The following is a 23,596-nucleotide window of genomic DNA, read 5'->3' on the forward strand; positions in this document are numbered from 1 at the left end:
GCGGCTCATTCGACGACTGCCTCGGCCTCGATTTCCACCTTCCAGTCGGGGCGGCACAGCCAGGCGACGCCCTGCATCGTCGCAACCGGGCGCGTCTCGCCGAAAAAGCGGGCATGGACCGCGCCGACCGCGTCCTGGTCGGCGGGATCGGTCAGCAGCATTCGGGTGCGGACGACGTCGCTCGCACCGCCACCAAGCTCGGTCACCGCTTTCAGGATCAGCGCGAGGCAGCGTTCGGCCTGCGCAGCTGCATCGCCGGGGACGGTCGAGCCGTCGTCGCCGACCGGTCCGGTCCCGGCCACCACGATCCGGTTGCCGACCCGCAGGGCGCGGGCGAAGCCGAACCGCGATTCGTAAGGCGATCCCGTGAAAGCCCGGCGGCGCGTACTCATCCGCAGGAGATTTCGGTGATCGCCATGGCGCGATCGTAGCTCACGCGGACCCGGTCCGGACGGTAGTCCATCGTCACCGCGGTGTCGGGGGCAACCCACTGGAACACGTCCGCACCGGTTCGCTGACGGATTTCGGTGCCGATCGCGGCGGTAGCGCGCTGGCCGATGAAGCTCTCCGTGCCGGCGGTCGAACAGGTGCCGTTCTCGCCGACGACGCGGTCCACCGGTTCGCCGGGCGACCCCGATGGGGTCGTGCATGCTGCGGCCAGGGCCGGGCAGATCAGGATGGCGGAGAGTTTGGCGAATTTCATGTCACGTCTCGCAGCGTTTGAGGGGAGTGGGTTCGAAATCTTCTTCGCCCGCGGGCGCGGTGGGGATCAGGCGACCGTCCTCGGCGAGGGCAAAGCGGCGGCGGACCGTCCAGCGCTCCCCTTCGCCCTCCATCGCCAGGGTGACGACGACCGCATCGGGACCATCCGCGACGATATCGGTCACCGCGCCACGCGCTTCGTAAAAGCCCAGGCTGCGCTCGCCGATTTCGATCCGCAGGTCCGATGCCGGCGCGCAATTGCCGTCGACCGCATCCCAGACGCCGCGAAACCGCTGCGGGATCGCGGTCAGCTGTCGCGTCGGACCTTGCGCGGTCGGATCGGCCAGCGACCGCTCCGCCTCGCGCAGATTTGCGTCGTCAGCGGTGCCAACCGGCGCGACCTCGCTCTCGACCGGCGGCTCGCTCTCCTGCGAACAGGCGGCGAGCGCGAGGGGCAGGGTCAGCGACAGCGTGGCAGCGAGAGCGATCCGCATCGCGCTCAGCCCATCGTCGGGATGACGAAGGCGTTCGATCCATCGCCGCCTCCATCGGGCCAGCGCTGGGTAACCTTCTTGGTCTTGGTCCAGAACCTGAGGCCTTCGGTGCCGTACTGGTCGATGTCGCCGAAGCCGGAACGCTTCCAGCCGCCGAAGCTGTGATAGCTGACCGGCACCGGGATCGGCACGTTGATCCCCACCATCCCGACATTGACGCGATGCGCGAATTCGCGCGCGGCGTGGCCGTTGCGCGTGAAGATGGCGACGCCATTGCCATATTGGTGTTCGCTGGGGAGCCGCACCGCTTCCTCGAAATCCTTGGCGCGGACGATCTGCAGCACGGGGCCGAAGATCTCTTCCTGATAGCTTTCCATTTGGGTGGTGACGCGGTCGAGCAGCGTCGGGCCGACGAAGAAGCCCTTCTCGTGACCCTGCAGCGAGAATCCGCGCCCGTCGATCACGACCTCGGCGCCTTCCTTCTCGGCGGTGTCGATCCAGCCCTCGATCCGCGCCTTGTGCTCGGGGGTGACCACCGGGCCGTAATGCGCGTCGGGATCGTTGGAGACCCCGATCCGCAGCGCGTTGATCGCGGGGATCAGCTTTTCGCGCAACCGGTCGGCGGTGTCCTCGCCCACGGGCACGACCACGGGCAGCGCCATGCAGCGCTCGCCCGCCGAGCCGAAGGCGGCGCCCGCGAGATCGTTGACCACCATGTCGAGATCGGCGTCGGGCATGACGATGCCGTGGTTCTTGGCGCCGCCCATCGCCTGGACGCGCTTGCCCGCCTCGGCGCCGCGCTTCGAGACGTAATGCGCGATGTCGGAGCTGCCGACGAAGCTGACGCCCGCGATATCGGGATGGTCGAGGATGGCGTCGACCAATTCCTTGTCGCCATGGACGACCTGCAGCAGCCCCTCGGGCGCGCCGGCCTCGAGGAACAGTTCGGCCAACCGCACCGGCACGGAAGGATCGCGCTCGGAAGGCTTGAGGATGAAGGCGTTGCCCGCCGCGATCGCCATGCCGAACATCCACATCGGGATCATCGCGGGGAAGTTGAACGGGGTGATCCCTGCGCCGATGCCGATCGGCTGGCGCATCGAATAGACGTCGATCCCCGGACCGGCGCCTTGCGTGTATTCGCCCTTCATCACCTGGGGGATGCCGCAGGCGTATTCGATCACCTCGAGCCCGCGCTGGACGTCGCCCTTGGCATCGTCGACCACCTTGCCGTGTTCGGAGGCGAGCAGCTCGGCGAGCTCCTGCATGTTCTCCTCGATCAGCTGCTTGTAGGCGAACATCACCCGCGCGCGGCGCTGAGGATTGGTCGCGGCCCAGCCGGGCTGGACCTGTTTGGCTGCCGCTATCGCGCGGTCGAGCAGCGCGGCGTCGCCCAGCGCGACCTCGGCCTGGATCTCGCCGGTCGACGGGTTCCAGATCTTGTGGGTGCGAGCGGAGCTGCCGGAACCGGTGGTGCCCGCAGCGAGGACGTGATCGATGGTGCGCATGAATACCTCTCTTTTCTGCCCAACGGCCTAGGCGCGCGAGGGGTCCGAGCGCAACCCGGTTTCATTTGCAACCGGGGTCCGGGTGCGGGCCGCTAGCCCACCGCGGCCATCATCTGCGCGCACAGAATCGCGCCATAAGTGCCCAGCGCATAGCCCAGAACCGCCAGCAGCACGCCCACCGGGGCGAGCGCGGGGTGGAAGGCGCTGGCGATCACCGGGGCCGAGGCCGCGCCGCCGACATTGGCCTTGCTGCCCACCGCGACGAAGAAGAACGGCGCCTTGATCGCCTTGGCCACCGCGATCAGCAGGATCGAGTGGAACAGCATCCAGATCACGCCGATCGCCATGAAGGCGGGCGCTTCGGCGATTTTGGTGATGTCCATCCGCGTGCCGATCACCGCGACCAGCACGAAGATGAACAGCGTCCCGAACTTGCTCGCGCCGACGCCTTCCAACTCGCGGGCGCGGGTAAAGCTGGCCGCCAGCCCGACCGTGGTGGCGATCACGACCACCCAGAAGAAACTGCTCGCCAGCGTCGCGTCCTCGCCCTGCAGGTCGGCGAAGAAGCCGCCGAGGAAATTGCCGAGCAGATGCGACAATCCGACCACCGCGAAGGTCGCCCCGAACAGCAGCACATAGTCGTTGGCCCCGGCGACCCGCTCGATCGAAGAGGTGTAGCCGGCCATCTTGTCGCGCAGCCGGTCGATCGCCGAACTGTCCGCGCCCAGCCAGCGGTCGACCCGCTCGCTCGCGCCCGCACCATAAAGCAGGAACACCATCCAGATTTCCGCGACGATGATATCCACCGCCAGCAGCGCGCCGAACAGCTCGAGCGGATAGCCGTAGACCTCGAGCATCGCGGTCTGGTTGGCGCCCCCGCCGATCCAGCTGCCCGCCAGCGTCGCCAGCCCGCGCCAGGCTGCGCTCTGTCCTTCGCCCAGAATGCTCGGGTCGAACTGCGCGACCACCCACAGCGCCAGCGGCCCGCCAAGGATGATCCCGACGGTGGCGGTCAGGAACATGATGATCGCCTTGTTGCCGAGGCCAAGAATGCCCTTGAGATCGATCGACAGCGTCATCAGGAACAGCGCGGCGGGGAGGAAGTAATCCTTCGCCACCGGCCACAGATTGCTTTCCTCGGTATCGATCAGCCCGAAGGTGACCATCAGCGAAGGCACCAGATAGCACACCAGGATGATCGGCACGAAGGTGTAGAAGCGCTGCCACCCCTCGCGGTCGCGCGTCGCGAACACGAAGCCGAGGATGAGGGCCAGCAGCCCGAGGATGATCCGGTCGTCGGTGATCATGAGGAAGAAGCGCTCCGCTGCGGTGACAATCGGGGGGCCTAGCGGGCGCGGATGCGAAAATCCATGTTGACCGCGCCTCCGCGCACAGGCAAATCGCCCCCACCGCGCCGCGGGTGTAGCTCAATGGTAGAGCAGCAGCTTCCCAAGCTGACGACGAGGGTTCGATTCCCTTCACCCGCTCCAGTTTTGGTTGTGCACGCCCATCCGGGCGCGCGATGTCCTCGCGCCTTCGGCGCTGCGGGCGGGCAGTCGCCCTTGCGACGCCTGCGGCGTCGTTCTGCCGCTTGATCCCGATCCATCCTCTGCAGAGCCTGCGAACTCTCGACAGGGGTGGCGGAGCACGGTCGCATCGGCGACCGCAAGGCCGACCGGCCGCCCGCAGGCCCGTCAGGGCCGAGGATGCTGCGCGCCCGGATGGGCGTGCATACACAAAATCAGCGAGGAGGCATGCGGATCGCGCCATCCAGCCGGAACTGGTGCGCGTTGAGATAGGAATTGCGCGCGATCTCGAGGATCAGCGAGGCGAATTCCTCGGGGTGGCCGAGCCGTTTGGGGAAGGGGACGCTGGCGTTGAGCTGGTCCCACATCTGCGGGTTGCGGTCCTTCATTCCCAGCATCAGCGGGGTGGCGAAGATTCCGGGCATCACGGAATTCACGCGGATGCCCATGTCCATCAAATCGCGCGCCATCGGCAGCACCAGCCCGTTCACCCCCGCCTTGCAGCTGCCGTAGATCACCTGTCCGATCTGTCCGTCCTGCGCCGCGACGCTGGCGGTCAGCGTGATGCAGCCGCGCTCGCCATCTTCATTGAGCGGTTCGGCATTGGCCATCCCCAGCGCCGAAAGGCTGGCGATTCGATAGGAGGACACGAGGATCCCCTCGGCGCCGAAGGCATAGTCTTCGGTCGGCAGCCGCTTGTAGCCGCCGCTCGCCTTGTCCCAGCCCAGCGTCTTGCCGCGCCGGCTCGCCATCGCGCAATGCACCGTGACGCGCTCCTGGCCATGCGCCGCGCGCGCGGCCTCGAACCCGGCGACGACCGAATCCTCGTCGGTGATGTCGACATGGTGGAAGGTCCCGCCGATCTCGCGCGCATGCGCCTCGCCCGCCTCGCGGTTGAGGTCGAAGATCGCCACCTTGAGCCCGGCCTGCGCCAGCGCAATCGCGCTTGCCTTGCCCAGACCCGATGCGCCCCCGGTCACCACCGCCGCCATGCCTTCGGTCAATTCCATCACCCGTCCTCCGCTCGTTAACTTTCCTCGTCCGGAGTGCTATCGCATGCACGAGCGCGCCGCCAGACAGGAGCTTGCATGCCGATCACGCCACCCGCGCAGCCATGACCGCCTCGCTGATCTTCGCGATGGTCGCGGCGTTTCTCGCCGGGATCGGTGCGCGCGACCAGCTGATCGTCGCGCGGCTGAGCGGGCATTTCGGCGGTTCGCGGCCGGTGCTGGCGGTCGCGCTGGCCTGCGCGGCGTTGAGCGCGGCGGCGCTGGCCTGGGCGGGCTGGCGGGTCGAGACGCTGATCTCGGATGCGGCGGAGACCATGCTGGTCGCCTTCGCGTTGGCGGCGGCATCGCTCGAACTGTTCTGGCGCAACCGCGAGGCACCCGCGCGCGAGCCGACCCGTTCGCTCGCCGCGCTGGCGATCGTGCTGCTTTCGCGCCAGCTCGGCGACGGCGCCCGCTTCTGCATCTTCGCCATCGCCGCCGCCACCGCCTCGCCGCAGATGGCGGCGCTGGGCGGGGCGCTCGGCGGCGGTGCCGCGCTGGCGATGGGCTGGATGCTGGGCTATTCGCTCGAGCGCAGAGTGCCGCTTCGCAAGATCCGGGTCGCGATCGGCAGCATCACGCTGGCGACCGCGCTGGTAATCGCTCTGACCGCACGCGGGATCGTCTGATGATCGCCGCAGTCGATTTCAGCAACCAAGCTCCTGCATGAAACAAACCGGTCCCTCCGCCGTTCAATCTGCGATACATCGGTGCCGCGAGAGCCGCGGCCGCAACAGGAGGAAATATGACTGAACTGGGCAACAACGCCAAAGCCGGACTTGTCGAAGCGCTCAATGGCGCGCTCGCCGATACTTTCGCGCTCTATGTAAAAACGAAGAACTTCCACTGGCATGTCGCCGGGCCGCGCTTTCGCGATCTGCATCTGCTGTTCGACGAACAGGCGGCGCAGCTGATCGGCACGGTCGACGATATCGGCGAGCGGGTCCGCAAGAATGGCGAAAACACGCTCACTTCGATCGGCTCGATCGGCAAGGCTACGCGGGTCAAGGACCAGGACGACGTCACCATCTCCGCCGATGCGATGGTCGAGGAGCTGCGCGATGCCAATCGCAAGCTGCACGACCGGTTGAACGAGGTGAAGGACGAGGCCGAGAAGGTGGGCGACAACGCCACCAGCGGGATCGTCGACGACTGGATCGACCAGTGCGAGGAGCGCATCTGGTTCCTCGGCCAGACCGCCAAGTAACGCGCGCCTGACCAGGGGCGCGGCGATGACCGACATCACCCGCATCGATGGCGCGAGCGACGCCGCCATCGCCGACTGGCTCGCTGCACGGTTGCAGCGGGCCTTTCGCGCGTCCGCCGGTCCGGTGACGATCACCGTCCCCGGCGGCTCCACTCCATTCCCGATCATCGAGGCGCTGCTGGCGCACGATCTGCCATGGGAGCGGCTGGTGGTGTGGCCCAACGACGACCGCGTGGTTCCCGAGGATCACGAAGCCAGCAACACCGGGAAGCTGCGGCGGCTGTTCGAGCCGGTCGGAGCCGAGGTGGTCACGCTGAGCGTGATGGAGCAGGTTCCGCATTTCGCGCTCGCCTGGCTGGGAATGGGTGCGGACGGCCATGTCGCCTCGCTGTTCCCCAACACCGATCCGCGCGCCGACGATCCGCGCAGCGTGGTGCAGCTCACCCCCGATCCACTCCCGCCCGAAGCGCCCTTCGACCGGATCAGCCTGACCATTCCGGCGCTGCTCGACAGCGACGAGATAGCGTTCGTCATCCGCGGTGACGACAAGAGTGACGTCATGGCGGCGGCAGAGGCGGGCGAGGGCGATCTGCCCGTGGCCCGCCTGCTCGCCGCCGCGCGCCAGCCGGTGACGGTGTTCGCGGGATGATCGCGAAGCTCCACCGCCTCGGGCTGCGGCTGGCGCATGATCTGCGTCACCGCTGGCGGTTGTGGCGCGGCACCCCGCTCGAGGGCGTGACGATGATCGCCTGCGACCACCGCGACCACGTGCTGCTGGTCCGCCACAGCTACGGCCCGAGCGGCTGGTTCCTGCCCGGCGGCGGGATCCGGCGCGGCGAGACGCCCCAGCAGGCGGCGGTGCGCGAATTGCGCGAGGAAACCGGTTGCACTGCCGAAGGCGCGCGGCTGGTCGGCCAGTTCGAGGAACAGGTCTCGGGCTCGCCGCACACCGCGCATGTATTCACCTGCATGACCCATGACGAGCCCCGGCCCGATCGCCGCGAGGTGGTGGAGGCGAAGTTCTTTCCGCTGCAATCGCTGCCCGAACCGCTCAGCCCGCGCACCCGCGCCCGGCTGGCGTTCTGGCGCGAGCGGGTGAACGGCGGGCTCTAGAGCAGCGACAATTGCGCATCGGGGCGGGGCAGCTCCTCGTCCGCGCCGTTCTCCTGCTTGGGGCGCTCCAGCTTCGACAGCGTCAGTCCCATCAGCCGGATCGGCATCGGCAGCGGCAGCATCTCGTCGAGCAGCGCGCGCGCCGCCTGCGCGAATTCGTCGCGACCCGCGAATGCGCGCGGCAGCGATTTCGCGCGGCTGGTGATCTGGAAATCGGTGTATTTGAGCTTGAGCGTGACCGTGCGCCCGCGCGCCTCGGCGCGGGTGATGCTGGCCCAGACGATGGCGATGATATCCTCCAGAGTCTCCCGCAAAGCCGGTCCGCTGGAGATGTCCTCGCCGAAGGTCCGCTCGCCGCCGACCGATTTGCGGATCCGGCTCGACCGCACCGGGCGCAAATCGATCCCGCGTGCGGCGCGGTAGAGATAATCGGCGAAACTGCCGAAATGCGCGCGCAGCCAGGCGATGTCCTTGCCCGCCAGATCCGCGCCCGTCGCGATGCCGAGCCGCGCCATCTTCTCCGCGCCCTTGGGACCGACCCCGTGGAACCGCCGCACCGGCAGTTGGGCAACGAATTGCGCGCCCTCGCCGGGGCGAATCACGCATAGCCCGTCGGGCTTGTTCTGGTCGCTGGCGAGCTTGGCGAGGAATTTGTTGTAGCTCACCCCGGCGCTGGCGGTGAGCCGCGTCTTGGCGCGGATTTCCTGGCGGATCAGCTCGGCGATCCTTGTCGCCGATCCGATCCCGAGCCGGTCGGTGGTGACGTCGAGATAGGCTTCGTCGAGGCTCAGCGGTTCGACCAGCTCGGTGTGGTGGCGGAACACCGCGCGGATCTGCCGGCTGACCTCGCGATAGACCTCGAAGCGGCTCTTGCAGAAGATCAGGTCGGGGCACAATCGCTTGGCGGTGACAGACGGCATCGCGCTCTTCACCCCGAATTTGCGCGCCTCGTAGCTCGCCGCCGCGACCACGCCGCGCCCGCCCGATCCGCCCACCGCCACGGGTTTGCCGCGCAATTCGGGATGGTCGCGCTGTTCGACGCTGGCGAAGAAGGCGTCCATGTCGACGTGGATGATCTTGCGGAGACCTTGCGCCTCGGCCTCTTCGCCGTCCGCCGCCCCGTCCGCCCCAGGCGCTCTATGATCGTCCGTGCTCATGGCGCAGCAAAGATAGGCGCGCGGGTTGCAAATCGGAACCGTTGGTTCCAACCGGCATATTGTGCACATGCGAAACGACATACCGGCGCGCGGCGAGCCCCAAGACCCGGCCCAAGATCCCGCCCCAGACCCGGCACAAAGCCCGGCGAACCGGGCGCGCCGGCCCTCCTCGGCTGCCACCCGCAAGCCGATCGGCGAGCGCGAGTTGCTCTGGATGATGGCGCTGCTGATGGCGCTCAACGCCTTCGGGATCGACGCAATCCTCCCCGCGCTCGACGATCTGGCCGAGACTCTGGGCGCGCCCGGCAATGATCGCCAATTTGTGGTCGGCGCCTATTTGCTGGCGGCGGGGCTCGGAACCCTCGCGCCCGGGGCCTTCGCCGATCGCTTCGGACGCCGTCCGGTTCTGTTCGTCGCGCTGGCGGCGTATATCGGCCTCTCGCTCGCCTGCGCCAGCGCGACGACCTTCGACGGTCTGGTGATCCTGCGCGCGGCGCAGGGGTTTTTCGCCGCAGGAATCGTGGCGCTTCCGCCTGCCATCATTCGCGACCGCGTCGGCGGCGACAAGATGGCGCGGATGATGAGCCTGATCTTCGTCATCTTCCTGCTGGTGCCCGCGATCGCGCCTTCGATCGGCCGGGGCGTGCTGGTGCTCACGGGCGACTGGCGCTGGATTTTCGTGACCATGGCCCTGGCCGGGATCGCCATGTCCGCGTGGGTCTTCATTCGCCTGCCCGAGACGCTGCACGAAGAGGATCGCCAGGAAATCCGCATCCCGCTGATCGCGCGCAATATGAAAAGCGCGGTCAGCCTGCGCGAAACCATCGGCTACACTCTGGGCAGCATGCTGGTGTTCGGGGGCCTGTTCGGCTTCATCAATTCCAGCCAGCAGCTGATCGGAGAAGCCTTCGGCGCGGGCGATGATTTCAATATCATCTTCGCCATCTGCGCGGGCTGCATGGCGATCGCCAACTGGCTCAACAGCCGGATCGTCGAGCGCTACGGTGCCCGCCGCGTCAGCCATGCGGCGCTGTTCGTCTTCATCTTCGTGGCGGCGGCGCAATTGTGGTTCGCCAACCAGCCCGACGAGAGCCTGTGGACCTTCGTGCCCTTGATGGCGGCGAACATGAGCCTGCTCGGCTTCATCGGCGCCAATTTCGGCTCGATCGCGCTCCAGCCGTTCCGCCATATCGCCGGCGCCGCCAGCTCGGCGCAGGGCTTTTTGCGGATGACCGGCGGCGCGGCGCTGGGGGCCTATATCGGCTATGCCTACGACGGCACCGCGCGCCCGCTGGCGCTGGCGCTGCTGGTCACCGCAGTGCTCAGCCTGGCCTTCGTGCTGTTCTCGGAGCGCGGTACGCTGTTCGGCCCGCCGGTGCCCGAGGAAGATTGAGCGGCTACTCCCCCGCCAGCCGCCGCCACGCCAGCCCGGCGAATTCGCACAGCAGCGGGCGGGTGTCGCGCGGGTCGATGATGTCCTCGACGTTGAAGCGCTCGGCGCTGCGGAACGGGCTGGCGACCTGGTCCAGCCTCTCGCGGATCGCCGCCAGTTCCGCCGCCGGGTCCGCCGCCGCCTCGAGCTCGGATTTGTAGGCCACCTCGACCCCGCCCGCGATCGGCAGCGAGCCCCAGTCGCCGCTCGGCCAGCAATAGCGGTACTGGAACCGCTCGGCATTGCTCATCGCGCTGCCGGCGATGCCATAGGCGCGGCGCAGCACTACCGAGGCCAGCGGCACACGGGCGCGATAGACGGCGTTCATCGCCTGCACGCCGTAGCGGATCGTCCCCGCCATTTCCGCCTCGCGCCCGATCATGAAGCCGGGATTGTCCACCAGATGGACGATCGGCAGGCGGAAGCGGTCGGCCAGCGCCACGAAGCGTTCGACCTTCTCGCTGGTCTTGGCGTCCCACGAGCCGCCGAGGAAGGACGGATCGCTGGCGAGCACCGCCACCGGCCAGCCGTCGAGCCGCGCCAGCGCGGTGATCGCCGCGCGGCCCCACATCCGGCCGATCTCGAACAATGTGCCCTTGTCGGCCACCATGTCGAGACAGCGGCGCATCGAATAGACCTGCTTGTCCTCGCGCGGGACCAGGCTCAGCAACGCCTCCTCGCGGCGATTGACGGGATCGTCGCAGGCACCGCGCCGCGCCAGCTGGCCGACGTGCTCGGGCATGAAGGAGAGGAAATGGCGCGCGCGGGCGAAGGCTTCGGCCTCGCTTTCGACCTCGTCGTCCACCACCCCGTTGCGGGTGTGAATCGCGCTGCCGCCGAGCTCCTCCTTGGCCTGCGCGTGGTCCTGCGAGCCTCTGTAGCCTTCACCCAGTCCATCGACCACAGCGGGTCCGGCGGCGAAAATCTGCGACAGGCCCCGGACCATGATCGAATAATGGCTCGCCACCACCCGCGCCGCGCCAAGCCCCGCGGTCGGCCCCAGCGCCAGCGCCACCACGGGCACGGTTTCGAGATTGGTCACCACATCGCCCCAGCCGGGCACCGCGGGAATATAGGTCGCGCCGATCTGCTCGAGCGTCTTGACCGATCCGCCCCCGCCGGTGCCGTCGATCATCCGCACCAGCGGCAGCCGCAGCTCGTTCGCCATCTTCTCCGCCTGGACCATCTTGCGGCTGATCCCGGCATCGGCCGCGCCGCCGCGGATGGTGAAATCGTCGGCGGTGGCGACCACCGGCCGGCCGTTTATCTCTGCCTTGCCGAACAGGAAGGGCGCGGGCAGCACGCCGGCGAGTTCGCCGTCCTCGTCATAGCTCGCCTTGCCCGCGATCTTGCCGATTTCGCGGAAGGAGCCGGGATCGACCAGCGCCGCCAGCCGCGCGCGGGCATCCAGCTTGCCGCGCGCATGCTGGCGCGCCAGCTTGTCGGTCCCGCCCATTTGCTCCGCCAGCGCCTCCCGGCGGCGCAGTTCTTCCAGTTCCCTCGCCCAGCTCAAGCCTCGCTCCTCTCGCCTGCAGGAATGCCGCGTCGGAGCAGGAGAGGCCAGCGCAAAGAATCGGATTTCGCCGGACCATTGCGATAAAAGACGTCATCCCAGCGAAGGCTGGGATCGCTCTCCGCCTAGTCCTCGACCCGAAGCAGATCCCGGCTTTCGCTGGGATGACGTCCTTCCTCCTCTTCCGTCTTCCCGTTCTCGCCCTTTCGCCGCTCGCGACAATCGGCTAGGAAGACCCATCCCCGGGGAGCCAGTGCTGGCTGAGAGGGGCAGGTCACGCTGCCCGACCCGTCGAACCTGAACCGGCTGATACCGGCGGAGGGAGTGGGTCGCAGCGAAGCGCGCCCGCTCTCGTCGACCGACGAGGAGAGCGACTTGGCGAGCGATTTCGAAACCAGCGCATGGATCGTGATGGTGATGGGCCTCTACGCCGCCGCCGCCGGCGTCGGAGAGCTGCGCGTTCCCGGCTTCTGGGCGAGCATGGTCGACGATCTCGCGCGCAGCCCCGCCGCGCGCTTCCTCACCGGGCTGATCTGCATGGTGGTGGGCGGCGCGCTCTATCTGGTCGGATCCTGGGACACGGCGGGCTGGATGGTGGTGCTGATCAAGGTGATCGGCGGCTGGATGGTACTCGAGGGCGCGCTCATTCTCGCATTGGGCGACTGGGTGATGGGACTTGCCCGCAGGCTGATGACCGCCGCCCCCCGCCTGTGGGCGCTGCTCTCGCTTCTCCTCGGGCTCGGCCTGATCGCCGCGGCCATCATCCGCTTCTGATTTTTCATCCCCATTTTCGACAATTCACGCGTTTCAGCGAAGGACACGAGCCCCATGGCCGACATCAATTCCCCGCACGAGATTTCCCCCACCGGAGAGCCGGTGACCGTCACCACCGGCCCGATCCGCGGCAGCCGCAAGGTCCATGTCGGCAAGCTGGGCGTGGCGATGCGCGAGATCGACCTCGCAGGCGGCGAGGCGCCGGTACGCGTCTACGACACCTCGGGTCCCTACACCGATCCCGCCGCCAGCATCGACATCCAGGCGGGCCTGCCCGCGCTGCGCCGCGACTGGCAGCTCGCGCGCGGCGACGTCGAGGAATACGCGCCGCGCGAGGTGAAGCCGGAAGACAACGGCCAGCTCGGCCCCGACCGCTCGGGCGGCGTCCCGCCGTTCCCAGCCGCGCTGCGCCGCCCCTTGCGCGCCAAATCCGGCGGCAACATCAGCCAGATGCACTACGCGCGCCGCGGCATCATCACGCCGGAAATGGAATATGTCGCCGAGCGCGAGAACCTGGGCCGCGCCCGGCTCGCCGAATATGTCCGAGACGGGCAGGACTGGGGCGCCCAGATCCCCGATTACGTTACCCCCGAATTCGTCCGCGACGAAGTGGCGAGGGGCCGCGCGATCATCCCCAGCAACGTCAACCACCCCGAATGCGAGCCGATGGCGATCGGGCGCAATTTCCTCGTCAAGATCAACGCCAATATCGGCAACTCGGCGGTTGCCTCCGACGTCGCCAACGAAGTCGACAAGATGGTCTGGTCGATCCGCTGGGGTGCCGACACCGTCATGGACCTCTCCACCGGGCGCAACATCCACGACACCCGCGAATGGATCATCCGCAACTCCCCCGTGCCGATCGGCACCGTGCCGATCTATCAGGCGCTCGAAAAGGTCGGCGGGGTGGCCGAGGATCTCACCTGGGAGATCTACCGCGACACGCTGATCGAGCAGGCCGAGCAGGGCGTCGACTATTTCACCATCCACGCCGGCGTCCGACTGCCCTATGTGCCGATGGCGGCCAAGCGGATGACCGGGATCGTCAGCCGCGGCGGCTCGATCATGGCGAAATGGTGCCTGTCGCACCACAAGGAGAGCTTCCTCTACGAGCGGTTCGACGAGATCACCGAGATCTGCAAGGCCTACGACATCGCCTATTCGCTCGGCGACGGCCTGCGCCCCGGCTCGATCTACGACGCCAATGACGAAGCGCAGTTCGCCGAACTCTACACGCTGGGAGAGCTGACCAAGCGCGCCTGGGCGCAGGACGTGCAGGTGATGATCGAGGGCCCCGGCCATGTGCCGATGCACAAGATCAAGGAGAACATGACCAAGCAATTGGAGGCCTGCGGCGAAGCGCCCTTCTACACCCTCGGCCCCCTCGTCACCGATATCGCGCCCGGCTACGATCACATCACCAGCGGCATCGGCGCGGCGCAGATCGGCTGGTACGGCACCGCGATGCTCTGCTACGTCACGCCGAAAGAGCACCTCGGCCTGCCCGACCGCGACGATGTGAAAGTCGGCGTCGTCACCTACAAGCTCGCCGCCCACGCCGCCGATCTCGCCAAGGGCCACCCCGCCGCGCAGGTCCGCGACGATGCGCTGAGCAAGGCGCGCTTCGAATTCCGCTGGCGCGACCAGTTCAATCTCAGCCTCGATCCCGACACGGCGGAGCAATATCACGACCAGACCCTCCCCGCAGAAGGCGCCAAGACCGCGCATTTCTGCTCGATGTGCGGACCCAAGTTCTGCAGCATGAAGATCAGCCAGGAAGTCCGCGATTTCGCCGCCAGGCAGAATTCGGACAGCTATCTCGCCGCCGAGAACATCCGCAGCGAGACCCCGCCCGAAGCGCGCGCGAATGCGGAAGAGGGGATGGAAGAGATGTCGCGCCGCTACAAGGAGAAGGGCGAGCGGCTGTACCTGCCCGAAGACGAGGTGGACGGGGTCGGCCCGGCGACATAGGCTGGCGACCGGACCGGCCGCGACCGGGGCCGACTGCTACTGGAACAGGGGAGCGCCCATGGCCGCCACCGAAGCCGCCACCGATGCCGCCACCAACGAGACCGCGACCGAGACTGACACCGATGCGGGCACCGGGACCGGCGCGATCCTCGACGACCGGCGCGAGCGGCGGCGCCTGCCGCTGGTCGGGCTGGTCCTCTCGGCGCTCTATGTCGCGGGGGTGACGCTCTACCTGTTCGTCCAGGGCCAGAACCCCGCCGACCTGAGGCTCAACGAGCTGGGCGATTTCCTCGGCGGGGTGTCGAGCCCGCTTGCCTTCCTGTGGCTGGTGCTCGGCTTCTTCCAGCAAAGCCGCGAGATCCGGCTGAGCGGCAAGGCGCTGCACCTCCAGGCGAGCGAAATGCGCCGCAGCGTGGACGAACACCGGCGGCTGGCGGGTGGCGGCGCGGAGCGGGGCAAGGGCGAGCGACAAGGCCAGGATTGACCGCGCGCGCGAAAGGGCAGACACGGTTCGCGGGCCGCGCCTCCATGAAAGAGGACGCCTGCCATGTCCGGATACCGCCTGCTGCAAATTCTGCTCGTCGCCTTCGGGCTGGTGTTCTGACTCGTCTGGCCGCTCGCCCTGGTCTGGCCCGCGGGCTGGGCGTGGCACGCGGGCGCGCCCTCGGCCTCGCAATATTTCATGATGATCGTCGGGGTCTATGCCACGCTGGGCGCGTTCCTGATCGCCGCCGCGCGCGACCCGCTCGCGCATGTCTCGCTGATCCGGTTCGCCCCAGCGTCGAGCAACCGTCGAGCGCGGTCCACGCCGCGATCATGGCGCTCCAGTCGCTCGCCGACCCGATGCACCGCGGCCACCTCTTCGGCGATGTCCCCGCGCTGCTGCTGGTGGCGCTGGCCTTCGCGGTGCTGCTGCCGAAGGCGCAGCGCGAGGCGGCGGGGGGTGTGGCGAGGGTGGTTTGAAGGGGGGTGAAGGTGCCCAGACTGTGTCTTGTGCTCTGGGCAAAGGCCGAGCAAAACCGCGAAGCCGTTGATATAATCTACCCAATTAACCGGCCGCGAAGCAGAATCCGAACGCGGGGGCGATCGTTGCGACCGAAGAGGCTGAGACCAGCATGGCGTAAATGCGCGAGAAATTCCTCGAAAAAGGATTAGAACCCTACGTGAGTGCCGACGCTTGAGAGCATGATTGAACGTGCGGCAGGTTCATCTGCGACGGTGGAAAACGTTGCGTTTACTTCGAAGCTAACGCAATGAGTTATCGAACGGTGGGCCAACCCCCGAATGAAAGGGGAAGTCCGTTAGGTTTGGGGCCCGGCACTGCCCACCGTTCTGCCACACACCGCGTGGTCCAATTTGAAGGTCCCTAGAATCTCGAAAATACGTTGAGCACTAACGTTTCGATGTGCGCTGCAACAATATTAGGTCCTATTTTATAACTGTTGGGATGACCGCAAGCATTGCGTCGATCCAAACATTCTTTAAGTGCGGATTTAACATTTTTTCCTACGAGGCCGATCGCTGCCGTTCTGTCTAGAAAATCAGATTCCTTCATCTTTCCTAGATCATCTGTTGATTTGGCCGGTTTCCAGCGGCTATCCACTCTTGCTGCCTCAGCGTTGAAAGCGGTGAGATGGTTATTCAGTATATTCAATTGCATGACATATACGGCTGCAATCCAGGCCATGACCACGGCGCTACGCAATAACCCCAGTTCGTAGCATCTCACAGTCTCGTTCAAATACTCCCGAACCTCGTCATCTGTGACCAGCGAAACATGTCGCCTCAAATCCGATGCAAGATTGATTGTTCCTTGGTTGCCCTCAATAATCCCATCGTTTGTTAGTTTTTGACGCCCGGAACTAGTTATTTCCCAACCCGCTCCAGTGTGTATCGCTAATCCCCTCAAGCGGGACAGTGAGGCCGATGCATTGGCCCAAGACTTGCGCTTTACACCCGCCGCCTCGCCCCGAGATACAATCTCCTTCAATGGCACTGGCCCCTCAAAGGTGCTAAGCAGGATTAGTAGCTTGTCCGCTTGACTTAGCTCATTTCGGTGTAGCCAATCCTTGAGAAAATCACTGCTCATTTAGCTTGGGCTCAAGAGAGTCCCGCATTTTTGCTGGAAGTCCATAAACGCCTTCTGAGATTAGTCTCAGACTATCCGCTTTAGTCAGATTATCCAGATAGTTACTGAGATTGCTGGTATAAGTCTTTTTGTAATATGATGTGGCTCCCCTCATTTCTGATATTATCGCTTGACGCGAAACAGTCGCGTCACCGTCCACGAGAATCTTCTTGGCAACGGCGGCAAGAATCAAATCGGGTCCCGTCTTTACGTCCAAAAGCTTAGCGACCGTATTGGTGGAATGCCTCTGTCCGCTCGAATTTCGTTGACTTACAGCGTTCGCTCCGCTCCCTTCAAAAGAATGAGGTGAGGCAAAAGTCACACCGCCCACCTTTTCCAAAAAGCCTTCTACGAACGCCGCGACATCTTTGCTAAAAAAGGCTTCGTCACCATCATACTCTAAGGCGACTTGGCCGACAGAGATTTTGAAATGCATAGTGAATCTCCCTGTAGTTGATTCGCTATGTAGGTGAAGATTAATGCGATGGCAAGTGCCTCGCCCTATCGCAGGAGTGGAAAAAGATGCCTCCCAGCGACAGGGAATCCAGCATAAGCGAGGCAGGCAATGCCACTGCAATTCGAGTCCATTTCGTATAGAATGGTAGCGCCTATCAATTTGGATGACGTAACAGCTTGAAATACACCGATAAAATCGTTGTCGGAATTCATGCCATGAGATTAGAAGGGTGGGCGCATGCAGTCACTAGTCTCGTTTATGGTTTGTTCGTTTGGAATTCGGGGCTGGTTCTAGGGCGTTAAATTGCCAAAGCTAACCTGTGCACCAACGCCCGAAGCTCACCCGGCGTCGTATGCCCCGCGACCACCTCGTGATAGCCGATCCCCGCCTTGCGCAGCGCATCCTTCTTCACCACGTCGCGCGCGGGGGGCGAGGCGCACAAATGATGGCCCGAGCCCTGACGAACCCTTGCCCCCACCGCACCCGTTCGCCACATAGCCGCCATGTCCGCCGACTGCTGCTCCGCCAAATCCGCCACGCTCGAAACGCTCGCCCGCCAGGCCGACCAGCGGCGCGTGCTCGTCATCGTGCTGGCGATCAACGCGGTGATGTTCGTGCTCGAATTCGGGGCGGGGGTGATCGCCGGGTCGGCCGCGCTGATGGCGGATGCCTCCGACATGCTTGGCGATGCGCTGGTCTATGCGGTCAGCCTCTATGCGCTCGCGCGCTCCGACCGCTGGAAGGCGGGGGCGGCGATGCTCAAGGGGGTGGTGATCCTGGCGCTGGGCATCGGGATCGCGGTCAATGTCGCGCTCAAGATCCAGAGCGGGGTGCCGCCGTCCTCGACGCTGATGCTGGGGTTCGGTGCGCTGGCGCTGGTCGCCAATCTGGTCTGCTTCCGGCTGCTCACCCGCTTCCGCCATCAGGACGTCAACATGGCGAGCACCTGGGAATGTTCGCGCAACGACCTGATCAACAACACCGGCGTGATCCTCGCCGCCGTGCTGGTCTGGTGGCTGGCCTCGCCCTGGCCCGACATCGTGATCGGCTCGCTGATGGCGCTGGTGTTCCTGCGCTCGGCGTTCCGGGTCATGCGCGAGGCCGCGCCGCAATTGCGCGCCGCCTGAGCCTCGGGCCGGTCGGGACCCCGCAAAACACCTTTCCTACAGACCCCCGTCTGTGGCTTATCCTGTGCGATGAAACGGACACCGCCCCAGACTCCGCCCCGGGTTGCCGCGCGTCCAGCGCCCGCTCCCGCCCCCACCACGCCTGCCGCGCTCGCCGCCGGGCTCTCGCTCCCCGTGCTCGCCGCGGCGCAGGCGGCCTTGCCCGGCGTCAACCGCCGCCGCGCCGCCAGGGGCAGCCGCGGGCCGCGCTGGACCAGGGCGCGCCAGACCGCCTTCCTCGCCGCGCTGGCAGAGACGCATTCGGTGGCCGAGGCCGCGCGCAGCGTCGGCATGTCGCGCCAGTCGGCCTACAAGCTTCGAACGAGGTTGCGCGAACAACCCTTCGCGATGGCATGGGACGCGGCCTATGCCTCCGCGCCGCACAGCCTCTACCGCGCGGCGCTCGAGCGCGCGATCGCCGGGGTCGAGGTGCCGCATTACGCGGGCGGCGAGCTGGTGGGCACCTCGCGCAAATACGACGAACGGCTGACGCTGGCGCTGCTCGCCATGCCCGCGCCCGCGCGCGCCGCGCTGGGGTTCGACGCGCCGGGCAGCCGCTACAGTCCCGACGACTTTCGCACCCTGCTGCTGCGCGTCGAACACGGCTCCGAGCGTTTCGAGGCGTGGGATACCGAGCGCGCGCGCCGCGCGGACGAGGCGGAGGAAGCGGCGGCGGAGGAGGCGCTGGGCGAGGCGCTCGGGGAGGCGCTCGGGGAGGAAGGGGGTGGGCCAGCCGACCAAGATGACGACGCGCGATGGCAGGAGGAGTGGCGCGCCTGGGAGCGCGAACGGGCGGACCCGCGCCGCCGCACCCCCCTTACCCCCGATGTGTCACCCTGCGACGAGGAATATCCGTAAATACAAGGGTTTGGCTCGTTCGTAAGGGTGACGGCGCTGTCACCCTGCGTCACCCTGTGGCACCCTGGCGATGGTCTCGCAACGGTCTCGGCCCCGCGCGCTCGCCCGGAACTCGCCCGGAACCGGGACCGCTCCCGCCCATTGGTCCCCTATCGCCAATGGAGAAACGCGATGACACCTCCGACCCGAAATCCCGCCACTGCCGCGCTGCCGGCCGCGCTTGCCGCCAGCCTCGCGCTCGTCGGCTGCGCGCAGACCGCCGCCGAGCCCGAGCCGACCCCGGTGCTGTCGTCCCCGGTGCTGTCGTCGGAGCGGCAATGCTTCTTCACCCGCCAGATCAACGGCTATTCCGAAGCCCCCGACGGGCCGGGCGGCGAAGACCGGCTCTACGTCCGCACCGGGGTGAACGATCGCTTCCTGCTCGAGACTTTCGGCCCGTGCCCCGATCTCGACTGGTCGCTGTCGATCGCGCTCGACACGCGTTTTTCCGGCACCAACCTGTGCAGCGGAGAGACGGTCACCGTGCTGGTGCCGCAGAGCGTCGGCGGGATCACCGACCGCTGCACCGCGCGGGTGCTGGGCAAGGTGGTGGAACCGCGCTCCTGACACCTCAGCCGGGAGTCGAGCGCCCCTCGGCACCGTGGCGGTGGAGCAGAACGTCGAGCAGGGCGGGGCGGCCCTTTCGCTCCCCCGTACGCTCCCCCGTCCGTTCCCACGCGCGTTCGTGGAAGAAGAACACCACCGCGTTCACCAGCGGCTCGACCAGCGCGATGCCGCCCGCCAGCGCCAGCGAGCCGGTGAACAGATAGGCCACGCTGAAGCCCACCAGCAGGTGCAGCGCGAGGAAGCTGAGAGTTTTCGAGAGATTGCGGTTCATGTCTCCACGATGCCACAGAAGAGAAATCGTTCCAGACGAATAGTGCGCCCACACTGATCGCGTTGATCGATAAAGGTGGGCGGCGGAGGGTGCGGCCCGGGCTTGCGCGGTCGGCGGCGAAGGGTGCGGCCCGGGCTTGCGCGGTCGGCGGCGACAGGCGATATTCATCGCTGCGGCGGTACAGGCTGCGGCTTTCCCGGACACTCTGGCAGGACACAGCGCTATCCCGGTCGTCGATCACAGCGCTCGCGAGCAGCCGGCCGGACGGCTGGCGCTTCCGCGTTTTCCGCTTCCGCGTTTTCGCGAGGGCTTCCCCCGCCGCGCCGCCGCGGTGGCCGCCGCGCTGGCGATCGAGCTGCTGATCCTGTGGGCGCTGCTCAGCCTAGGGGTCGGCAGCGGGGCCGGCGCGCCCGAGGCTTCCACCATCGCCACCTTCGATGCCCGCACGATGAGCGAGCCCGAGACGGAGCCTGCGCCCGAGATCGAGCCTGCCGAAGCCGCTCCGGCCACGCCGCAGGAGCCTGCCCCGACCACCCCCCAGGTCCAGCCGCAACCTTCGCCCGAAACCGCGACTCCGCCAACGCCGTCGGTCGTGCTGCCCCGCGAGCGGCCGATCTTCGTTCCGCCTGCGCCCCCCGCTCCGCCGCAGCCCGAAGCCTCCCCGGCGCCCTCGCGCGCCACTGCGGTCATCCGCCCGGGCGCGCAATACGGCCCCGCCGATCGGCCCCGCGGCGGCGGTGCGGACAGCGAGGTGGTCGGCGCCGCCCCCGATGGCTCGCCGCTCTACGCCGCGCGCTGGTATCGCGAGCCCAGCCAGCAGGAACTGGCGGGTTATCTGTCGGGCGCGCGTGGTCCGGGATGGGGGCTGATCGCCTGCCGCACCGCGCCCGACTGGCGGGTGGAGGATTGCGCGATCCTGGGCGAAAGCCCCGCGCAGTCGAACATCGCCACCGCCGCCAAGGCCGCCGCGTGGCAGTTCCTCGTCCGCCCCCCGCGCGTCGGCGGCGAGTATCAGGTCGGCGCCTGGGTGCGGATCAGGATCACCTATGCGATGGCACCGGGGGCGGGTGGATAGAACGGGCGCGCGCAACCGTGGCGGCAGAAACGATTTTCCTACAGGCGTGATTCTGTGGCTCATGCTGCCGGATGATCTGCTCCCGCCGACCGCGCCGCCCGCTCCCGCCGACCCCTCCCGTCGCCCGAACCCGCCGACCTGCGCGAAACAGCCCCTATCGCGCGGCGGCGCGACCGCCTAGGGAGCGGGCATGGCCGATCTCTATCTCAAGGCGCTGGAATCCGAGCGCAAGGCATTGTGGGCGACGTGCCGGCTCAAGGGCCTGCCGCGCGACTCGATGGAGCGCCGGCGCATCGCGCAGATCGACGAGGATATCGCCGCTCACAAGGCGAAGCAGGCGAAGAAGCAGCCGGGCTGAACGGGCGGGGCGGAAGCAGCGTCGGATGGCAGCCCGCGCGGCTCAGCCGTTCCTCATGTTCTCCAGCCCCTTGATCCCGCCCGGCTTGGTGCTGGGATTGGAGGCGTTCTGCTTGGGCCCCTTGTCGGCCTTGGGCTTGCGCGTCTCGCGGGTCTTCTTCTGTTGGCCCTTGGCCATGGCTCGTTCCAATCGGGCGGGATGCCCAAGCGGGCTCTACGCCGCTTTGAGCGCCCGGTCGCAGAAAATCGCCACAGGAAAGCGTCACGTGCATCACGCCCAATCGCCTGCGGGAACCGGCTGCGGCTTGGATCGCTGAGCTTCGATGAAGCTCGTCGCGCTCCCGCTCGCCCTCGTTCTCGCTACCGCAGCCTGCTCGCCCGATGCGCAGGAGACGACGGTGGTCGAAACCGTGGAGGGCGATGCCGCCGGCTCTGCGGGCCCGGCAGCGACCGTCGAAGCCGGTGCAGGGACGCTCACCCCTGCCGGGCTTGGCGATCTCCGCATCGGCCGGCAGGTTCCCGCAGGCAGCAGCTTCGCCGAGCGCGGCGCGCAGATCCCCGGCACCGATTGTCGCACGGTTTCGTCCCCCGACTATCCCGGGGTTCACGCCATGACCGTGGACGGCGAGGTGCGCCGGATCACGGTGTCGGAGGAGTCGCCGGTGAAGCTGGCCGAAGGGATCGGCGCGGGATCGAGCGAGGCCGAGTTGCGCGCCGCCTTTCCCGGCTTCGTGGAGAGCCCGCACAAATATCTCGCCGCGCCGGGCAAATATCTCACCCAGCCGGGCAGCGACCCGCGGCTCCATTTCGAGATCGACACCGACCGGAAGGTGAGCCTGATCCACGTCGGCGCGCTGCCCGAACTGACCTGGGTCGAAGGCTGTGCATAGGAAATGTGGGCGCTTTTCCGTAGCTTGATATAGGTTGGAATTGGCTCGTCGCCATATTTTCGCCTTTTTCGGAACCGGCCCTGTCTTGAGCCGTAGATGGGCCGAGGGCGCGGGCTATACGCCGCATATCCGGCAGGCCGCGCTACCCTCCGAAAGAAGGAAAAATTTCCATGAACAAGTTCACCATAGCCCTTGCTTCCGCCGCCTCGCTGGCCATCGTCGCCTGCGCGGAAGAGCCCGCCGACACGACCGCGATGGACGAAGCCGCATTGGCCGACCAGACGGTCAATGACGATGCGATGATGGGCGAGACCCGCAACATCGTCGAAGTCGCGCAGAGCAATCCCGATTTCTCGACCCTGGTTTCGGCCGTGACCACCGCCAACCTCGGCGACACGCTTTCGGGCGAAGGTCCCTACACCGTGTTCGCGCCGACCAACGCCGCCTTCGAGAAGATCCCGCAGGCGACCCGCGACGAACTGATGAGCGAAGCCGGTCGGGAAGACCTGACCAATATCCTCACCTATCATGTCGTCGAAGGCGAGACCTCCGCCGCCGCGCTCACCGCGGCGATCGAAGCCGCCGGTGCGGATGGTTACGAACTCACCACCGTCAACGGTGCCACTCTCACTGCGACGATGGATGGCGGCAATGTCATCCTGACCGATGCAGCGGGCAACACCGCCACCGTGACCGCGACCGATGTCGACGCGTCGAACGGCGTCGTCCATGCGATCGACACGGTTCTGATGCCGGCGTAATGGCCGCCTGACAAAGTGATAAACCGCTAGGGGGCGGGTCCTGCCAAGACAGGGCCCGCCTCTTGCGTTTCAGGCGCCACCGGGACATTCGCGAGGGGTATTAAAGCCAGATGCAAGGAACCGTCATGCCGACAGATAGCCGTTCTTTCGCCCCGAAACTCCGGCGCGGGCTCCTTCTCGCGACGCTGCCGCTGCTGCTCGGGGCCTGCCAGAGCGGCGCGGATGCCGAGGGGCAGGTGCAGAGCTACGACGGGATCGCGGCCGACGAGACCATCCACTTCACCGGTACCGAACCTTTCTGGGGCGGCGAAAGCGCGGGCGGGACGCTGACCTACAGCACCCCCGAGAACATCGACGGCCGCACCATTTCGGTCGAGCGTTTCGCCGGCAACAACGGACTGGCGCTGGCGGGCGAACTCGAGGGGGCGGAGTTCGACATGACCGTGACCCCGGGCGAATGCTCGGACGGGATGAGCGACCGGACCTATCCCTTCGTCGCGACGCTGAAGATCGGCGAAGAGACGCGCTTCGGCTGCGCCTGGACCGATCGCCAGCCCTTCGCCGGTAGCGAAGCGCCCTGA

The 23,596-nt window shown here is 66.8% G+C and carries 29 protein-coding genes, 1 tRNA gene, 1 pseudogene and 1 riboswitch; of the genes and pseudogenes, 19 read left to right on the forward strand and 12 right to left on the reverse strand.

The genetic code is table 11. The features are described 5' to 3' along the window. Positions 1 to 5: 5 nt before the first annotated feature. The 5 genes from Q9K01_RS03495 to Q9K01_RS03515 all read right to left on the reverse strand — a co-directional run bounded on the left by Q9K01_RS03495 (position 6) and on the right by Q9K01_RS03515 (position 4,011). Positions 6 to 392 carry a RidA family protein gene (locus Q9K01_RS03495; RefSeq protein ID WP_305928808.1) on the reverse strand — a complete coding sequence of 129 codons (387 nt, stop codon included), beginning with the start codon at positions 390 to 392 and terminating at the stop codon, positions 6 to 8. After that, on the reverse strand, positions 389 to 703 hold the full coding sequence (locus Q9K01_RS03500) for an I78 family peptidase inhibitor (protein ID WP_305928809.1): 315 nt from the start codon (positions 701 to 703) through the stop codon (positions 389 to 391). The genes Q9K01_RS03495 and Q9K01_RS03500 overlap by 4 nt, the downstream gene beginning before the upstream one ends. Before the next feature lies 1 nt (position 704). Next, positions 705 to 1,196 carry a hypothetical protein gene (locus tag Q9K01_RS03505; RefSeq protein ID WP_305928810.1) on the reverse strand — a complete coding sequence of 164 codons (492 nt, stop codon included), beginning with the start codon at positions 1,194 to 1,196 and terminating at the stop codon, positions 705 to 707. 5 nt (positions 1,197 to 1,201) lie between these two features. Next, positions 1,202 to 2,704 carry a CoA-acylating methylmalonate-semialdehyde dehydrogenase gene (locus tag Q9K01_RS03510; protein ID WP_305928811.1) on the reverse strand — a complete coding sequence of 501 codons (1,503 nt, stop codon included), beginning with the start codon at positions 2,702 to 2,704 and terminating at the stop codon, positions 1,202 to 1,204. Positions 2,705 to 2,796: 92 nt separating this feature from the next. Next, positions 2,797 to 4,011, reverse strand: a complete 1,215-nt coding sequence (locus Q9K01_RS03515; protein ID WP_305928812.1) for a DUF819 family protein — start codon at positions 4,009 to 4,011, stop codon at positions 2,797 to 2,799. A 109-nt stretch (positions 4,012 to 4,120) separates the two neighbouring features. Here Q9K01_RS03515 and Q9K01_RS03520 point away from each other — a divergent pair. Then, a tRNA-Gly gene (locus tag Q9K01_RS03520) sits at positions 4,121 to 4,194 on the forward strand. A 251-nt stretch (positions 4,195 to 4,445) separates the two neighbouring features. On the opposite strand, the gene Q9K01_RS03525 is transcribed toward Q9K01_RS03520, so the two are convergent. Then, positions 4,446 to 5,240 carry an SDR family oxidoreductase gene (locus Q9K01_RS03525; protein ID WP_305928813.1) on the reverse strand — a complete coding sequence of 265 codons (795 nt, stop codon included), beginning with the start codon at positions 5,238 to 5,240 and terminating at the stop codon, positions 4,446 to 4,448. Between the two features lie 104 nt (positions 5,241 to 5,344). On the opposite strand from Q9K01_RS03525, the gene Q9K01_RS03530 reads away from it, so the two are divergent. The 4 genes from Q9K01_RS03530 (at position 5,345) to Q9K01_RS03545 (ending at position 7,599) form a co-directional block, all read left to right on the forward strand. After that, a complete protein-coding gene (locus tag Q9K01_RS03530) occupies positions 5,345 to 5,908 on the forward strand; it encodes a hypothetical protein (protein ID WP_305928814.1) in 564 nt (187 codons plus the stop codon). A gap of 116 nt (positions 5,909 to 6,024) precedes the next feature. After that, positions 6,025 to 6,486, forward strand: a complete 462-nt coding sequence (locus Q9K01_RS03535; RefSeq protein ID WP_305928815.1) for a Dps family protein — start codon at positions 6,025 to 6,027, stop codon at positions 6,484 to 6,486. 25 nt (positions 6,487 to 6,511) lie between these two features. Continuing rightward, complete coding sequence (locus Q9K01_RS03540) at positions 6,512 to 7,135, forward strand: 6-phosphogluconolactonase (RefSeq protein ID WP_305928816.1); 624 nt, start codon at positions 6,512 to 6,514, stop codon at positions 7,133 to 7,135. Further along, complete coding sequence (locus Q9K01_RS03545) at positions 7,132 to 7,599, forward strand: NUDIX domain-containing protein (protein WP_305928817.1); 468 nt, start codon at positions 7,132 to 7,134, stop codon at positions 7,597 to 7,599. Before Q9K01_RS03540 ends, Q9K01_RS03545 begins: the two co-directional genes overlap by 4 nt. Here the strand turns inward: Q9K01_RS03545 and dinB are convergent. Continuing rightward, complete coding sequence (dinB, locus tag Q9K01_RS03550) at positions 7,596 to 8,756, reverse strand: DNA polymerase IV (protein ID WP_305928818.1); 1,161 nt, start codon at positions 8,754 to 8,756, stop codon at positions 7,596 to 7,598. The two genes, Q9K01_RS03545 and dinB, sit on opposite strands and share 4 nt — an antisense overlap. 67 nt (positions 8,757 to 8,823) lie before the next feature. Here dinB and Q9K01_RS03555 point away from each other — a divergent pair, with 67 nt between their 5' ends. Then, positions 8,824 to 10,149: a multidrug effflux MFS transporter gene (locus Q9K01_RS03555; protein ID WP_422785281.1), complete on the forward strand. Its 1,326-nt coding sequence runs from the start codon at positions 8,824 to 8,826 to the stop codon at positions 10,147 to 10,149. 4 nt (positions 10,150 to 10,153) lie between these two features. Here Q9K01_RS03555 and Q9K01_RS03560 read toward each other — a convergent pair whose 3' ends face one another. Further along, a complete protein-coding gene (locus Q9K01_RS03560) occupies positions 10,154 to 11,701 on the reverse strand; it encodes an acyl-CoA carboxylase subunit beta (RefSeq protein WP_305928819.1) in 1,548 nt (515 codons plus the stop codon). Between the two features lie 233 nt (positions 11,702 to 11,934). Beyond that, positions 11,935 to 12,043: riboswitch (TPP riboswitch) on the forward strand. Between Q9K01_RS03560 and Q9K01_RS03565 the strand changes: the two genes are divergently transcribed. The 5 genes and pseudogenes from Q9K01_RS03565 (at position 12,026) to Q9K01_RS03580 (ending at position 15,409) form a co-directional block, all read left to right on the forward strand. Further along, positions 12,026 to 12,475 carry a hypothetical protein gene (locus tag Q9K01_RS03565; protein ID WP_305928820.1) on the forward strand — a complete coding sequence of 150 codons (450 nt, stop codon included), beginning with the start codon at positions 12,026 to 12,028 and terminating at the stop codon, positions 12,473 to 12,475. Its footprint overlaps the riboswitch before it by 18 nt. A 54-nt stretch (positions 12,476 to 12,529) precedes the next feature. After that, positions 12,530 to 14,446, forward strand: a complete 1,917-nt coding sequence (thiC, locus tag Q9K01_RS03570; protein ID WP_305928821.1) for a phosphomethylpyrimidine synthase ThiC — start codon at positions 12,530 to 12,532, stop codon at positions 14,444 to 14,446. Between the two features lie 58 nt (positions 14,447 to 14,504). Then, positions 14,505 to 14,930, forward strand: coding sequence for a hypothetical protein (locus tag Q9K01_RS03575; RefSeq protein WP_305928822.1), 426 nt, complete (start codon positions 14,505 to 14,507; stop codon positions 14,928 to 14,930). 138 nt (positions 14,931 to 15,068) lie between these two features. Continuing rightward, a pseudogene (locus Q9K01_RS15455) lies at positions 15,069 to 15,167 on the forward strand (DUF6632 domain-containing protein); the annotation flags it as partial. 95 nt (positions 15,168 to 15,262) lie between these two features. Then, complete coding sequence (locus tag Q9K01_RS03580; protein WP_305928823.1) at positions 15,263 to 15,409, forward strand: DUF6632 domain-containing protein; 147 nt, start codon at positions 15,263 to 15,265, stop codon at positions 15,407 to 15,409. 403 nt (positions 15,410 to 15,812) lie between these two features. Here Q9K01_RS03580 and Q9K01_RS03585 read toward each other — a convergent pair whose 3' ends face one another. Together Q9K01_RS03585 and Q9K01_RS03590 are read right to left on the reverse strand one after the other, a co-directional pair. Further along, positions 15,813 to 16,535, reverse strand: a complete 723-nt coding sequence (locus tag Q9K01_RS03585) for a hypothetical protein (RefSeq protein WP_305928824.1) — start codon at positions 16,533 to 16,535, stop codon at positions 15,813 to 15,815. Next, a complete protein-coding gene (locus tag Q9K01_RS03590) occupies positions 16,525 to 17,010 on the reverse strand; it encodes a hypothetical protein (protein WP_305928825.1) in 486 nt (161 codons plus the stop codon). The genes Q9K01_RS03585 and Q9K01_RS03590 overlap by 11 nt, the downstream gene beginning before the upstream one ends. A 524-nt stretch (positions 17,011 to 17,534) precedes the next feature. Here Q9K01_RS03590 and Q9K01_RS03595 point away from each other — a divergent pair. From Q9K01_RS03595 to Q9K01_RS03605, 3 genes are all read left to right on the forward strand, one after another. Continuing rightward, positions 17,535 to 18,158: a cation efflux transmembrane domain-containing protein gene (locus Q9K01_RS03595; protein ID WP_305928826.1), complete on the forward strand. Its 624-nt coding sequence runs from the start codon at positions 17,535 to 17,537 to the stop codon at positions 18,156 to 18,158. 69 nt (positions 18,159 to 18,227) lie between these two features. Beyond that, on the forward strand, positions 18,228 to 19,055 hold the full coding sequence (locus Q9K01_RS03600) for a hypothetical protein (RefSeq protein WP_305928827.1): 828 nt from the start codon (positions 18,228 to 18,230) through the stop codon (positions 19,053 to 19,055). A gap of 171 nt (positions 19,056 to 19,226) precedes the next feature. Further along, positions 19,227 to 19,661: a DUF6491 family protein gene (locus tag Q9K01_RS03605; RefSeq protein ID WP_305928828.1), complete on the forward strand. Its 435-nt coding sequence runs from the start codon at positions 19,227 to 19,229 to the stop codon at positions 19,659 to 19,661. 4 nt (positions 19,662 to 19,665) lie between these two features. Here the strand turns inward: Q9K01_RS03605 and Q9K01_RS03610 are convergent, their stop codons facing one another. Next, positions 19,666 to 19,932 (reverse strand): DUF2061 domain-containing protein, encoded by a 267-nt coding sequence (locus Q9K01_RS03610; RefSeq protein ID WP_305928829.1) that lies wholly within the window; start codon positions 19,930 to 19,932, stop codon positions 19,666 to 19,668. A 136-nt stretch (positions 19,933 to 20,068) separates the two neighbouring features. Between Q9K01_RS03610 and Q9K01_RS03615 the strand changes: the two genes are divergently transcribed. Then, positions 20,069 to 21,007 (forward strand): hypothetical protein, encoded by a 939-nt coding sequence (locus tag Q9K01_RS03615; protein WP_305928830.1) that lies wholly within the window; start codon positions 20,069 to 20,071, stop codon positions 21,005 to 21,007. A gap of 190 nt (positions 21,008 to 21,197) precedes the next feature. Then, positions 21,198 to 21,365, forward strand: coding sequence for a hypothetical protein (locus Q9K01_RS03620; protein WP_305928831.1), 168 nt, complete (start codon positions 21,198 to 21,200; stop codon positions 21,363 to 21,365). Positions 21,366 to 21,407: 42 nt separating this feature from the next. Here the strand turns inward: Q9K01_RS03620 and Q9K01_RS03625 are convergent, their stop codons facing one another. Further along, positions 21,408 to 21,542, reverse strand: coding sequence for a hypothetical protein (locus Q9K01_RS03625; protein WP_305928832.1), 135 nt, complete (start codon positions 21,540 to 21,542; stop codon positions 21,408 to 21,410). A 145-nt stretch (positions 21,543 to 21,687) separates the two neighbouring features. Between Q9K01_RS03625 and Q9K01_RS03630 the strand changes: the two genes are divergently transcribed. From Q9K01_RS03630 to Q9K01_RS03640, 3 genes are all read left to right on the forward strand, one after another. After that, positions 21,688 to 22,254 (forward strand): hypothetical protein, encoded by a 567-nt coding sequence (locus Q9K01_RS03630; protein WP_305928833.1) that lies wholly within the window; start codon positions 21,688 to 21,690, stop codon positions 22,252 to 22,254. A 170-nt stretch (positions 22,255 to 22,424) separates the two neighbouring features. After that, positions 22,425 to 23,015 (forward strand): fasciclin domain-containing protein, encoded by a 591-nt coding sequence (locus Q9K01_RS03635; protein ID WP_305928834.1) that lies wholly within the window; start codon positions 22,425 to 22,427, stop codon positions 23,013 to 23,015. A 125-nt stretch (positions 23,016 to 23,140) separates the two neighbouring features. Then, complete coding sequence (locus tag Q9K01_RS03640; RefSeq protein WP_305928835.1) at positions 23,141 to 23,596, forward strand: COG3650 family protein; 456 nt, start codon at positions 23,141 to 23,143, stop codon at positions 23,594 to 23,596.

It is taken from the genome of Qipengyuania benthica (assembly GCF_030717865.1).
GTDB lineage: Bacteria > Pseudomonadota > Alphaproteobacteria > Sphingomonadales > Sphingomonadaceae > Qipengyuania > Qipengyuania benthica.